Source organism: Amycolatopsis sp. lyj-84, assembly GCF_046549075.1.
In the GTDB taxonomy this organism is placed as follows: Bacteria; Actinomycetota; Actinomycetes; order Mycobacteriales; family Pseudonocardiaceae; genus Amycolatopsis.
In genome coordinates this window covers 427,025-439,002 of the sequence record NZ_JAJPWO010000005.1, presented here as the reverse complement: position 1 = coordinate 439,002, position 11,978 = coordinate 427,025, and the positions used below count along the sequence as shown (strand labels likewise).

At 68.4% G+C, this 11,978-nt stretch carries 12 protein-coding genes; 5 read left to right on the top strand and 7 right to left on the bottom strand.

Annotated features, from left to right (window positions below):
- Window positions 1-64 precede the first annotated feature (64 nt).
- Both ACLJRM_RS19030 and ACLJRM_RS19025 read left to right on the top strand, forming a co-directional pair.
- Entirely contained in the window at window positions 65-874 is an 810-nt protein-coding gene (locus ACLJRM_RS19030) for an endo alpha-1,4 polygalactosaminidase (protein ID WP_410663796.1), read from the top strand.
- 226 nt (window positions 875-1,100) lie between these two features.
- A complete protein-coding gene (locus ACLJRM_RS19025; protein WP_410663795.1) occupies window positions 1,101-2,729 on the top strand; it encodes a carboxylesterase/lipase family protein in 1,629 nt (542 codons plus the stop codon).
- Window positions 2,730-2,766: 37 nt separating this feature from the next.
- On the opposite strand, the gene ACLJRM_RS19020 is transcribed toward ACLJRM_RS19025, so the two are convergent.
- Complete coding sequence (locus tag ACLJRM_RS19020) at window positions 2,767-3,765, bottom strand: glycosyltransferase (RefSeq protein ID WP_410663873.1); 999 nt, start codon at window positions 3,763-3,765, stop codon at window positions 2,767-2,769.
- Window positions 3,766-3,866: 101 nt separating this feature from the next.
- On the opposite strand from ACLJRM_RS19020, the gene ACLJRM_RS19015 reads away from it, so the two are divergent.
- The gene (locus ACLJRM_RS19015) at window positions 3,867-4,277 is read left to right on the top strand and encodes a DUF6228 family protein (protein ID WP_410663794.1); all 411 of its coding nucleotides are present in this window, start codon (window positions 3,867-3,869) and stop codon (window positions 4,275-4,277) included.
- An 80-nt stretch (window positions 4,278-4,357) separates the two neighbouring features.
- On the opposite strand, the gene ACLJRM_RS19010 is transcribed toward ACLJRM_RS19015, so the two are convergent.
- The 5 genes from ACLJRM_RS19010 to ACLJRM_RS18990 form a co-directional block, all read right to left on the bottom strand.
- Entirely contained in the window at window positions 4,358-5,017 is a 660-nt protein-coding gene (locus ACLJRM_RS19010) for a response regulator (RefSeq protein ID WP_101607790.1), read from the bottom strand.
- Complete coding sequence (locus tag ACLJRM_RS19005) at window positions 5,014-6,207, bottom strand: sensor histidine kinase (RefSeq protein ID WP_410663793.1); 1,194 nt, start codon at window positions 6,205-6,207, stop codon at window positions 5,014-5,016. The genes ACLJRM_RS19010 and ACLJRM_RS19005 overlap by 4 nt, the downstream gene beginning before the upstream one ends.
- A gap of 93 nt (window positions 6,208-6,300) precedes the next feature.
- Window positions 6,301-7,752, bottom strand: a complete 1,452-nt coding sequence (locus ACLJRM_RS19000) for an alpha/beta hydrolase (protein WP_410663792.1) — start codon at window positions 7,750-7,752, stop codon at window positions 6,301-6,303.
- A gap of 139 nt (window positions 7,753-7,891) precedes the next feature.
- The gene (locus ACLJRM_RS18995; RefSeq protein WP_101607793.1) at window positions 7,892-8,494 is read right to left on the bottom strand and encodes a TetR/AcrR family transcriptional regulator; all 603 of its coding nucleotides are present in this window, start codon (window positions 8,492-8,494) and stop codon (window positions 7,892-7,894) included.
- A 149-nt stretch (window positions 8,495-8,643) separates the two neighbouring features.
- A complete protein-coding gene (locus ACLJRM_RS18990) occupies window positions 8,644-9,858 on the bottom strand; it encodes a saccharopine dehydrogenase family protein (RefSeq protein ID WP_410663791.1) in 1,215 nt (404 codons plus the stop codon).
- 97 nt (window positions 9,859-9,955) lie between these two features.
- Between ACLJRM_RS18990 and ACLJRM_RS18985 the strand changes: the two genes are divergently transcribed.
- Window positions 9,956-10,489 carry a TetR/AcrR family transcriptional regulator gene (locus ACLJRM_RS18985; RefSeq protein WP_410601285.1) on the top strand — a complete coding sequence of 178 codons (534 nt, stop codon included), beginning with the start codon at window positions 9,956-9,958 and terminating at the stop codon, window positions 10,487-10,489.
- A gap of 10 nt (window positions 10,490-10,499) precedes the next feature.
- On the top strand, window positions 10,500-10,877 hold the full coding sequence (locus tag ACLJRM_RS18980; RefSeq protein WP_410663790.1) for a hypothetical protein: 378 nt from the start codon (window positions 10,500-10,502) through the stop codon (window positions 10,875-10,877).
- Between the two features lie 689 nt (window positions 10,878-11,566).
- On the opposite strand, the gene ACLJRM_RS18975 is transcribed toward ACLJRM_RS18980, so the two are convergent.
- Window positions 11,567-11,959 carry a MerR family transcriptional regulator gene (locus ACLJRM_RS18975; protein WP_101607797.1) on the bottom strand — a complete coding sequence of 131 codons (393 nt, stop codon included), beginning with the start codon at window positions 11,957-11,959 and terminating at the stop codon, window positions 11,567-11,569.
- Window positions 11,960-11,978 lie beyond the last annotated feature (19 nt).

Here is an 11,978-nt window from a genome sequence, read left to right as displayed (position 1 = left end):
AGGCAGCTCAAGCCGTCGGCTAGATTCCACCAACAGGACCAGCGGGTGGAGAGCAGGTGGCGGCTTGAGCGGCTTCGGCAAGGGGAATCCCGGTATCGGCGGCGTCCTGCTCGCCGGGGCCGCCTTGTGCGCCGTCGCTGTCGGCGGCTGCACGGCCTCGGCGAGCGGCTTCCTGTCGCCACCGGTGAAGGCCGGTTTCGACTACCAGATCGGCGGCGCGTACCCGCCGCCGCCCGGGGTCGGGGTCGTCAGCCGCGACCACACCGTCGACCCCGCCGAGGGCCTGTACAACATCTGTTACGTCAACGCGTTCCAGGCTCAGCCCGGGGCGGAGGGGGAGTGGGGCGACCTCCTGCTGCGCGACGCGAACGGCGACGTCGTCATGGACGAAGACTGGGGCGAAGCCCTGCTCGACCTCCGGACCGCGGACAAACGCGGGCGGGTGGCGGCCAAGGCGAACGCGTGGACCGACGAGTGCGCGGCCAAGGGCTACCGGGCGATCGAGCCGGACAACTACGACAGTTTCACCCGCTCCGAAGGCCTTCTGTCCGATGAGGACGCTCAGGCCTACATTCGCTTGCTTTCCGCGTATGCCCACGAAAAGGGCCTCGCGATCGGGCAGAAGAACACCTCGGAACTGGCCCGGAACCGGCAGGCGAACGGGCTCGACTTCGCGGTCGCCGAAGAGTGCGGAGAGCAGGACAACTGTGACGAGTACGTTTCGTCGTTCGGCGACGACGTGATCGTCATCGAGTACACGGAGACCGGCCTCGCGAACGCGTGCGCCCGTTGGGGCCATTCGCTCAGCATCGTCCGCCGTGACCGCGACGTCGTCCCCGAGGGCGCGTCCGGCTACCTCCGCAAGACCTGCTAACCCCTTCCCATCCCCGGCTGAAAGACCATTTTCCCCGGTAGTTTCACCATTCCGGCGCGACCGAACGGAGGTTGCGCCTTCCGGAGCCGTGGCCAGACTGGAGATCGGCGGGCACTGTCGTCGTCGTGTCCGGGCCGCCGAACCGTTGTTCGGTGCGTCGATGTCACTCGTGTGCCGCGAATCTTCCGATCGGCCGGTTCGGCCGGGCGGGGGTGAAGGAGGACGGATGAGACTCGACCGGAAAATGGTCACCGCCTTGGCGGCTGTCGTCGTGCTGGTGATGTCACTGGCCGGCTCGGCTTCCATGGCCAGCGATCTGACCAGGGCGGAGCTGCCCGCGCCTGCCTGCTCGCCGGGCACCGCGGTGGTGACCGACGACGGCCCTGTGTGCGGTGTCGCCGGCCCCGAAGTCAGGTCATGGCAAGGGATCCGCTACGGCGCACCGCCGGTCGGCAGCCTGCGCTGGAAGCCGCCAAGGCGGCCCGCCCCGTGGACCGAACCCTTCGCCGCGACCGCGGAAGGCAACCAGTGTGCGCAGCCTGCCGGTGCCGGTCCCGGCTCGAACAACGAGGACTGCCTCAACCTGACCGTCCGGGTACCCGCCAAGGCGGGACCCGGGCCGTTCGCGGTGATGGTCCAGATCCACGGCGGCGGTTTCCTGCTGTGGAAGCCGCAGGACGCGAGCCGTCTGGTGACGGCGGGCAACGTCATCAGCGTGGAGGTCAACTACCGGCTCGGGATCTTCGGTTTCCTGGCGCACGAAGCGTTCGGTGCCCATGCCGGGAACTACGGGCTCCAGGATCAGCAAGCCGCGTTGCGCTGGGTGCAGCGCAACATCGCGCGGTTCGGCGGCGACCCGCACAACGTCACGATCTACGGCGCTTCCGCGGGCGGCTCGAGCGTCTGCGCCCACACCACGTCGCCCGCTTCGGCAGGGCTGTTCCACCGCGGTATCAGCGAAAGTGGGGAGTACAACTCGCTGCTCGGCGTGGACACCGTGTGGCAGGCGCAGGACTGCAAGGCGAAACTGCCCACCGAGAAACAGGCCCACCGCGCCGGGGCGCGCTTCGCAACCGCCGTGGGCTGCGGCGTCGCGGCCGAAGCCGCAGCGTGTCTGCGCGGTGCACCCGCTGCCACCCTGCTCGAACAGGCGGGTCACGGGAGGGAACCCGACAGCGGAACGATCGCGCCGATCGTGAACGGAACGACGTTGCCGATGTCGCCAGGCGAGGCCTTCGCCACCGGGCGCGTCAACGACGTGGCGCTGATGCACGGCGTGGCCCGAGACGAGACCCAGCTGCCTTCCGCCTCGACCCCGGCCGACTACGACCGGTTGGTCGACCAGCAGTACGGCAAGCACGCGGCCGCGGTCCGCCGGACGTATCCGCTGGCGCGTTTCCCCGTACCGGCCCCGTTCCTGGCCTTCCGGACGATCGTGGCCGACTCCAACTCGGTGTGCCCCTCCGCGCTCAACAACGAACGGCTGGCGCGGCACATCCCGGTCTACGCCTATCAGATGGACGCCACGGACGTGCCGCCACAATTCTTCGTCGACCCCACGAAACCGAACGGCGCCTACCACATCGCCGAATGGCTGTTGCTGCTCCCGGACGGCGTCAAGCTCAATCCCAATCAGCAGGTGCTGTCCGACCAACTCGTCGCACAGTGGACGGGATTCGCCCGTACCGGTGACCCGACGGTGGACGGCACGCCGCGCTGGGACCCCTACACCGAGGACAATCCCGTCGTCATGTCGCTCAACGCCGCCGGAGACAGTCAACTCACCACCGAGATCCCTCGCCAGCACAAATGCGAACTCTGGAACCCGCTGACGCCTTTCACTGGACGCAGATAGTCGTCGTCGGATTTCGAACAAGTGGGAATACGCCGGTTTACGGCTTGAACAACGCCGATTTCGGCAGTTCTCGGGCCACTTCGTCAGGAGAGGGCATTCGGGCGATTTCTTCGGCAATCGTGCGGGCGGCGTCGCGATGACTGCTTTTTCCCTGGTGCGGCAGCAGTTTCCGAGTGTTTTCGGTGATGGCGTCCGCACTCACCTCACCGGGCAGGAGGCGCAGTCCGGCGCCCGCGGTGCTGAGTGCATCGGCGTTGGCGAACTGGTCGGCGCCTTGAGGGAGGATCAGCTGCGGGAGGCCGACGGCGAGCGCGCCCAGGGTCGTACCGCTGCCGCCGTGGTGCACGACGGCGTCGACGTGCGGCAACAACTCCGCTTGCGATACCCAAGGCCGTACTGTGACGTTGTCCGGTATGGCGCCCAGTTCCTCGGGGCGAACCCGTCCGGAGGCGACCACAATCCGCGCGCCGAGCGCTGCCAGTCCCCGGATGGCGGTCATGAGCACCTCCGGCGTGCCGAAGGCGGTGCCGAGCGTCAGATAGATCAGTGGTCGCGAAGTGGTGTCGCTGCGCCACGGGGAAGATGCCGGTTCGGAATAGGGAACCGGTCGCAGCTCGATGCGCTCGGTCGTCGCAAGGAAGTCCTTGTCCTGCAAAGACGGTGGGCAGATGTCGAGGTGTGGTCCGCCGGTGGGCACCTGGAGTCCGATCCCGTCGGGAAACATGCGGCCGAACCCGTGCCAGAGGCTGGGAACTCCGGCGCGTCGCGCGGCGACGGCAGCCCCCGGCAATCCCCATTCGTGCACGACGAGGTCGGGTCGAAGCCGTGCCAGTTCCGGTTCGAGGTCCTCGGCGTAGATCTCGTAGAACGAATCCGCGGGGCGAAAGGGCCGGAGCCCGTTTCTGCGCAGTGGCGGGTGAACGCTCTCGCCCGCGGCGAAATGCACCTCGTGCCCTGCCTCCCTGGCGGCGACCGCGAGCGGGATCAGCGGGTAGGTGTGGCCGACCGATGCGAGGGCGGCGAAGAGTACGCGCATGCGGATCAGTTCCACTCGGGGTCGAAGGGATGTTCCGATCAGATGTTCACATCATCTGATGGTGACAGTACCTCATCTGGGGTGTTTGCCATGATGGGCGGGTGAAGCAGGTGGTGATCGGCCTGGACGGACATGCCCTCGTCCTGAGTGATGTCATCCGCGGAGCCGGAGGAGAGATCTGGTCTGTCGGCGTCGAGGTCGTCGACACCGGACTACGTGCCGAGAAGACCGTGGCGTCTCACCACGCCGTGGGCTTTGACGATCTCGTCGAGTTCTTCGCCGGAATGGCGGAGAACTGGCACGGGTGGGCAGGTGACCGTGTTTACGAGTCTCTTGAGCACGATCTCCGGATTGTGGGACGACATCTCGGAAGCCGAGTCTGCCTGGTCGTCGAATTGGCCGAAGCGTCCGATCCCGACGGCTGGCGCGCCGAAGCGACCTTCACGGTGGACGCGGGTGAACAACTCAGCGCCGTCGCCGATGATCTCGCGGCACTCCTTGGAGTCGAGTAACGCGATGGGTCACCAGTCGATCGGCGCCGCGAGGCGGTTTGCGCCTCGTGTCCGCGGTGCGAACAACGCCCGGCCGGACGTCACACTTGGCGTACCAAACCGGATTCCCAAGCCCACACGGCGATCTCGGTGCGGTTGCGAGCCGCGATCTTGCGCTGGATCGACGCGAGATGGGTTTTGACGGTGGACAGGGAGATCGTCAGCTCCGTAGCGATCTCGGCATTCGTCCGACCGCGTGCGATGGCCCGGGTGACGTCGAGTTCGCGCTGGCTCAGGGCCGGGTCGGGGCGGCGGGCGCGACGCCGGATCGGGGAGCCGGTGAAGTGGGCGAGCAGCCGGGTGGTGATCGACGGCGACACCAGGGCTTCGCCGTTCGCGGCCGCGTGCACGGCTTCCACCAGCAGGCCGGGACCGGCGTCCTTGAGGAGGAATCCGCAGGCGCCGGAGCAGAGCGCCTCGTGCACCAGTTCGTCGAGGTCGAACGTGGTGACGACCAGAACGCGCAACGGGTCCTTCACGTCGGGGCCCGCCAGTTGCCGGGTGGCGGTGAGGCCGTCGATCACCGGCATCCGGATGTCCATCAGCGTGACGTCCGGGCGGAGCTCGCGGGCCAGCGCCACCGCCTGCTCGCCGTTTTCCGCTTCGCCGACGACTTCGACTCCGGGCACGCGCTCCAGGATGAGCCGGAACCCCGTGCGCACCATGGCCTGGTCGTCGGCCAGCAGGACTCGCAGCGTCACTGGGCCGAGCCTCCTTCTCTGGGCCGGGCCGCCGCCGCTCCACCCGGGAGAGGCAGTTCGGCGAGGACCCGCCAGCCGCGCTCGCCGTGTTCACCGGCGGACAGCCTCCCGTCGAGTGCCGCGATCCGCTCGCCCATCCCGATCAGCCCGTAGCCACCGGCCGATCGGCGTGCGCGGCTTGGCCGCAGCCCGTCGTCGACGACCTCGACCCGGAGGTAGCGCTGGTCGTCGGCGGGCTCGACCGTGACGGTGATGACGCGGGCGTCCGCCGCGTGCTTGCGCACGTTCGTCAGCGACTCGAGCACCACGCGGTGGACGGTCGACACCGTTTCCGGCGCGATCGCGAGGTCCGCCAACCCCGGTGCCAGCCGCAGGGTGACGCCTTCTTGTTCGCCTGCCGCGGCTTCGACGGTCCTCACCAGGTCCCTCGCGACGACGGGCGACGTGTGCCCGGGGTCGCGCAACATCATGACCAGGCGCCTTACCGCGGCGAGGGCTTCCGCGCCGGCGTGCTCGATCTCCTTGATCAGGTCATGTTCGGGACCGTCGGCCAGGACCACGCCGGCGGCTTGCGTCCGAACCACGACCCCGGTGATGTGATGGGCGACCAAGTCGTGCAGCTCTCTCGCCAATTCGAGCCGCTCCCGTTCCCGCGCGGCCACCAGCGCGGCCTCGCGACGGGCGTCGCCGTCGCGCAGGATCAGGCCGATCATGATGCTTCCGCCCCACAGCAACGCCCACAGCACCGCGACGGTCAGCGTCGTGGAGGAGTCGCCGTACCGCAGGACCGGGGCGGCTGCCATCGCGAGGCCGCTGAGTACCGCGAGCACGCCGGCGAGACCGCGGGACACCCGGTGACAGGCCGCTCCGGTCAGCAGCATCAACGCCAGGATCTCGGGATCACCGTCGATCTGCGCGGCGGGTTTCCCGAGGAAGCCCACGGCACTGCAGACCAGTGAAAGCCCGATCGCCGCGCCGGCCAGCGCCGCGGTTCGCTCCGGGAAGCGGCGCCGCAGCAGTGCGAGCACGACGATCACCACGCCCGCCGCGAAATAGAAGATCTCTCCCGGAGGAGCCGGGCCGCGCGGGATCAGCCGCCGGAGCAGCTGTTCGAGGTTCAACCCGACCAAGACCACGAACTCGGCGATCACCAGGCCACGGACCGGCCGCGTGGTGGTGGTCGGGAGCACCGGCTGTCCTTCCTGCTTCGTCGGGCGTTCAGGTGATCATCATGCCCCGGAACCACGGGTGGTGACGGACGACTGTCCGCCACCACCCGGCGATCAACGGGGCTCGGCCGCGCAAGCGAGGTCGCGCTCCGGGCGCTGTCCCGTGGTCAGGAACGTGGTCGCCGCGGTGTCGGCGCAGTGATTCCCGAGGTAGGGATAGACGCCGTGCCCGCCCGCGTCGACGGTGACCATCCGGGCCCGGTCTCCGAACGCCTGGCGCAGGCGCTCGGCGCCGACCAGCGGCGTCGCGGGGTCTCGCTGGTTCTGCAGCATGAGGACGTTCGAAGGGCCTCGGTCACCGATCCTCACCGGCGGTTCGGTGGGCGATGGCCAGAACGCGCAAGGCTGGACGTTGGCCCCGGCGGCGCCGAACATCGGGTGGCGGAGCCTGTCGAGCGCGACGGTGGCCTGGTAGGTGCCCACCGACCGTGGCCAGCGTGAGTCGGCGCAGATCACGTGGTAGCGACCGGAGATCAGGTTGTCCACATTGGACACGTTGGCGCCGCCGAGCGGCGGGAGTGGCTGGCCGGTGTCGATGGCCTGCCAGATCTTGGCCACCAGCGGCATTCCCGCGTCACTGAACAGGAAGCCGTAGGTGAGCATCCGGAAGGCGGCGCCGTCGACGTCCTGCGCGGGTTTCTTGTCCAGCCGCCCGGCGAGCTCGAAGTACTTGGCGGTGATCTGTTCGGGAGTGGAACCCAAGTGGTAGGTCCCGTCCTGAGCGGCGGCGAACTTCGCGAAGTCCGGGAAGCGGTCGTCGAAGCCCTGCGCGTAGAGCCTGTCGTTGGCGTAGTCCCAGCCGCCAGGATGGACGTTGCTGTCGAGGATGATCCTGTCGCCGCGCTGCGGGAACAGCGTCGTGTACACGGCACCGAGGTGGGTGCCCCACGAGTAGCCGGCGAACGAAATCTTCTCCTCGCCGAGCGCCGCGCGGATCCGGTCCATGTCGCGCGCGGTGTCGGCGGTGCTGATGTGCGGCAGCATCCAGGAGGTCTTCGAGGCGACGCACTGCTGTGCGATGGCCTTCGACTGCTCGGCCCGCTTCGCCACGTCGGCGGCGTTGCGCGCGTACGGCGGGACGTTGCCCACCGCCTGCTGCTCCGGTGTCAGATCGCAGGTCACCGGGGTGCTGTGCCCGAGGCCGCGCGGATCGAAGCCGATCAGGTCGTAACTGTCCAGCACGCTCTGCGGAAGTTTCGCCGCGGCCAGCTCGGCCGGGAACTTCAGCCCCGGGGACGGTCCGCCCGGGTTGGTCAGCAGGACACCTCGGCGCTTCTCGGGGTTCTTGCTGGCCAGCCGAGAGATGGCGACGTCGATCTGACGGCCGCCGGGGTCCTTGTGGTCCAGCGGGACCTTGATCGTCGAGCATTCGAGACCGGGTGCGGCGGAGTCGGCCGGACACGGACCCCACCGCACCCCGCCCGGCGACGCTCCCGCCGGTACCCCGGCGAGCATCCCTGTCCCCAGGACGCCGATCGCGAGCGCGATGGACCACGTCTTTCCCATCCGATACCCCTCCTTCGAACGTCGCCCGAAGACCGGTGACCGGCCACGAGCTGTGAGTGAATCCCATTCTGTTGATCGGAGGGTGATCGCACATCGAGCCTGAGAACGGTTCCGGGCCGTTTCGTACCGGTCAAAAGGACTAGGCCTGGTTCAAGGCCCGTTCGATCGCGCGGCGTGCCCGGCCGGCGGCCGCTCGGTCGTGCTGGAGCTGCATGGCCGCGTTCAGGGCCAGTCCGGCGGCGACGATCTCGAACAGCGCCTGGTCGACGTCGAATCCGGCGGGGAGCTCGCCGTTCTCCACTGCCGCGGTCAGGTCCGCCCTCAGTTGCCCTCGCCAGCGCGACCACACCTCGGCCACCGCGTCGCGGACGCGGCCGGGGCGGCCGTCGTACTCGGTGAGCGCCGCGGTCATCAGGCAGCCGCCGGGCAGCAGGGGTTCTTCCAGGTAGCCGACGGAGCCGGCACAGACCGTGCGCAGCCGCCGAAGACCGGGAGGCTCGGCGAGCGCGGGCTCGACCACCCGGTGCCAGAAGTCCACGAACGCCTTGTCCAGCGTGGAGATCTGCAGTGTCTCCTTGGTGCCGAAGTGTTTGTGCACGCCGGACTTGCTCATCTCCAGTTCCTCGGCGAGCCGACCGATGGTGATGCCGTCCAGCCCTTCCTCGGAGGCGATCTCGGCGGCACGGACAAGGATCCGGCTCTTGGTGGCCTGCGCGTCGGCCGCTGAGCGTCGGGGTGACATGTCTTGAGAATAGCGTACGTGCGTACGCTAAATTCGACGGTGACCCGAAGACGAAGGAGCGCGAGATGCGGGTGTGAAGGCTGGGCTGGGCCGGACTGGAGACCGAGGCGGGTGGTGAGCGGCTGGACCTGACCGCCTGACCGCGACGGTCACGCTGTCGCAGTTCTCGCCAATACCGCGCGCGCGTTGGCGAAGGCCGTGCGAAGTGCCTGCTCCGGTGCGGGATCCCAGGACCGGGTGGTCACGACCATGTCGTCCGGGTCGGGTGAGCCGAGGCAGTACGGTGCCAACGCGGAGAAGAAATCCGCTGGGGCGAGCGAACTCTCGGGAGTGTGCACGCCGGGTTCGGCGCTCGAGAGCAGTCCGAGCGCGACGCCCAGAGGAATCCCGGTCACTTCCCCCATGGTGGTACCGGGTAGTTGCGCCAGCGCGCACCCGGCCGCGGCGGGCCGTCCGTGACGGGTTCCGTTGGCCAGCGCGAAGATCGGGGGCAGCCGCCCGGGCCCCAAGGTCCGTTCGAAGGTGCTCGGCAGCACGCGTTCGGCCCGCTCGATGATCGACGCGGCCCGGTGTGGTGACAGGATGCCCCGGTCCACGGCGGCACCGATCGCGGCCATCGCCGTCATCACGCCGGGCCCGGCGAAGGTGACATTGACGCTCGTCGTGCCGGGAAACATGCGCGGGAGCGTGAGCGCCTCGGGATGGCCGAAGGTCCGCACGGTTCGCCGACCGACGCCGGGATAGTCGATCCGGACCGGTCGCAGCGGGCGTTCGTCGACGGCCCGGCCGTGCCGGGTGACGCGGATCGTCCCGGTGACCTGCTGGATGCCGTGCACCACCGCGGCGCTGGGTTTGCCGTCGGGGGCCGCTTCGGGCGGCGCTGCCTCAAGGCTCCACCCGGTGATGATCTCGTCCACGGAGTCCAGCTGGGTTGCGGCGAGAACGGCGAGCAGATTGGTGATCCCTGGACTCGCGCCGATGCCGACCACCGCGGTGACGCCCGCCGAACGGGCGAGAGCGTCCAGTTCGAGCATCGGGGCGATCGGCTCCCAATCGTCGCAGATATCGAGGTAGGAGCATCCGGCATCGATCGCGGCGCGCAGGATCGGTTCCCCGAAACGGAAGAACGGCCCGACGGTGTTGAGCACCACGTCGGCATCGGCGAGAGCCGCCCGCAATGCCGGAGTGTCGGTCACGTCCAAGGCCAGGCTGCGCACGCCGGGCCCCGTGGCGGCCGCGGCGCGTTCGGCGCGGCCGCCGTTCAGGTCGGTCACGGTCAAATCGGTGACCTGCTCAAGGCCGGCCGCGACACGACAGGCATACCTGCCCATGCCTCCGGCGCCGCCCAGTGCCAGTACTCGCATGCCTCGGCTCCCCGCTGATATATTTACTGTCGTGTCAGTCAATAAAGTAGGGCGGCCTAGCAAGGCTCGTCAACGCATGGGAGAAATCCTGCGGGCCATGACGGCGGTCGTGGCCCGCGACGGACTGGCGGGCATCACCATCGCCAACGTCGCCGCGGCGGCCGGGCTGCAGCGCACCCTTGTGCTGCACTACTTCGGCAGCCGCGACGAGCTGATGGCCTCTTTCATCACCACTGCCGTCGCCGAGTACGGCGATCGCATGGTCGGTGGCGACGGGCCCGAGCGCGAGCCGATCGAAGCGCGGCTGGACCGGCTGTTCGAACCCGGCACCTACCGCAGCCGCGAGGACTTGGTGATCTGGGCCGAACTGGTCGCCAAGGCGGCCAGGGACCAAACCGTCCGGCAGCGTCTGCACGAGTTGTGGACCGGCCGATGGCTACCCGAGATCGAGCGACAGCTCGGCCTCGCGTACCCGGACGCCGACGCCGAGCGCGTCGAGCAGGTCGCCTACGCCCTGGCCTGCTTGGTGGAAGCGCACTGGTACTTCCAGTTGCAGGGAGTCGACGACGACCGGAGGCGACGGCAGGCACAGCAGGCCGCCCGGACTCTGCTCACCACCCTCGGCGCCTAGTGTCTCGGCGGTGAAGATCTGGATGGAGCCGCCTGCCAAGACCGACGTCGAAGCCGTTGTTCGTCGCTGCTTCGGCCTCCTGCGGGATGGAAAGATCCTTGAGGCCGAACAACTCGTCGATCACACGTCGGTCAAGCACGTGCTCAAATCGCTCTGGGCAGGTTCCTTCGGTGCGAGCCTTGATTCGGAGCCCGCTGCCGGCGAGTGGGAACGCGACTCGTCCTGGCTCGGCGAGCTCGACCTGGGGAGCTTCGCATGGGGTGACTCCGGCAGCAATCTGTACGTCGAGATCTCCTTCCGAGAGCAGACGATCGAGGTGGCCTTGGGCTTCTGGGTCAAACCTGTCGACGCCGGTTGGGTCGTCTCGGGACCGTCCACGCTCTGGTAGTCGTGAGTGGCGTTTCGGGTTAGAACCCGAAACGCCACTCACGACCCCCTCCGAATAAGCGGTGGTCCGGGCCGAACTCGGTGTGCCAGAGTGACGAAATGTCCACCAGGTTCACTGATCGCGATGAACCCCTGAGCTACCTGCTAACGGGGTCGGTCCTGGTGCGCTGCCCACGATGTACCGGGCAGGCGGTGGCGTCTTACTCGCGGGTGAGCTGCACGGGATGCGGCTATGCCAAAGTGGACGGGCACCCGGGCGCCTCGATCGGCCAGGTGGAGTTCCGTGCTCACGGCCGCTGCCGGAACTGCGGGCGGTCGGTGACGCAGTGGCGAAAGCGATGGCGGCGTGCCGAGCCGCGCACTCTGCCGGTGTCCTGCCCCGGCTGCCGGACCGCGACCGAGCTGCCCGTGTCGTCGACGTGGTCCTGGTCCGTTCCGGCGGTTCCCCGGTATCGCGGTCTGGAGCTGTGGCTGCAAACCCCGTGCAGGGGAGAGACCCTCTGGGCGTATCACGAAGCCCACCTGGACTACTTGGAAAGGTATGTCGCGGCGGGACTCCGCGAGCAGGTGCCGAACCGGAACAGCAGTCTGGCCAGCCGCCTTCCGGCCTGGATCAAGTCGGCGAAGAACCGCGACGACGTCTTGCGTGCCTTGAGTCGAATGCGTGCTTCCTTGCCCTCAGGGGAAGCGTCAGCCGGCCTCGCGTAGTTGCGCGGCCGCCTGTTCGACCAAGGGTGGCGCGGTGGCGATGACCTGGTCAAGGGTGCTGCGGGCGGTGGTCAACTCGGTGATCGCGGCGCTGAGCCTGGCGCGTTCGCGATGCAGGTCCAGCAGGAGTTCGGGACAGTCGGCAATGAGTTTCCCGCCCTCGGAACCCATGCAGGGCAGCAGATCCGCGATCGTGGTGGTGGAAAGGCCCGCGGCGAGCAGATTGCGGATGTGTTCGACGGTGGTCACGTCCGCGTCGGTGTACACGCGGTAGCCGCTGGGGAGTCGCTCCGGCCGCAGCAGGCCTTGCTCCTCGTAGTAGCGCAGCAGACGCTGGCTGACGCCGGTCCTGCGTTCCAGTTCGCTGATGCGCACGACGCCTCCGAAATTCGCG

Coding starts and splice junctions, on each gene's coding strand:
- ACLJRM_RS18985 (WP_410601285.1), top strand. CDS start 9,956: ATGACGGCGGTCGTGGCCCGCGACGGACTGGCGGGCATCACCATCGCC.
- ACLJRM_RS19025 (WP_410663795.1), top strand. CDS start 1,101: ATGAGACTCGACCGGAAAATGGTCACCGCCTTGGCGGCTGTCGTCGTG.
- ACLJRM_RS19020 (WP_410663873.1), bottom strand. CDS start 3,765: ATGCGCGTACTCTTCGCCGCCCTCGCATCGGTCGGCCACACCTACCCG.
- ACLJRM_RS19000 (WP_410663792.1), bottom strand. CDS start 7,752: ATGGGAAAGACGTGGTCCATCGCGCTCGCGATCGGCGTCCTGGGGACA.
- ACLJRM_RS18995 (WP_101607793.1), bottom strand. CDS start 8,494: ATGTCACCCCGACGCTCAGCGGCCGACGCGCAGGCCACCAAGAGCCGG.
- ACLJRM_RS18990 (WP_410663791.1), bottom strand. CDS start 9,858: ATGCGAGTACTGGCACTGGGCGGCGCCGGAGGCATGGGCAGGTATGCC.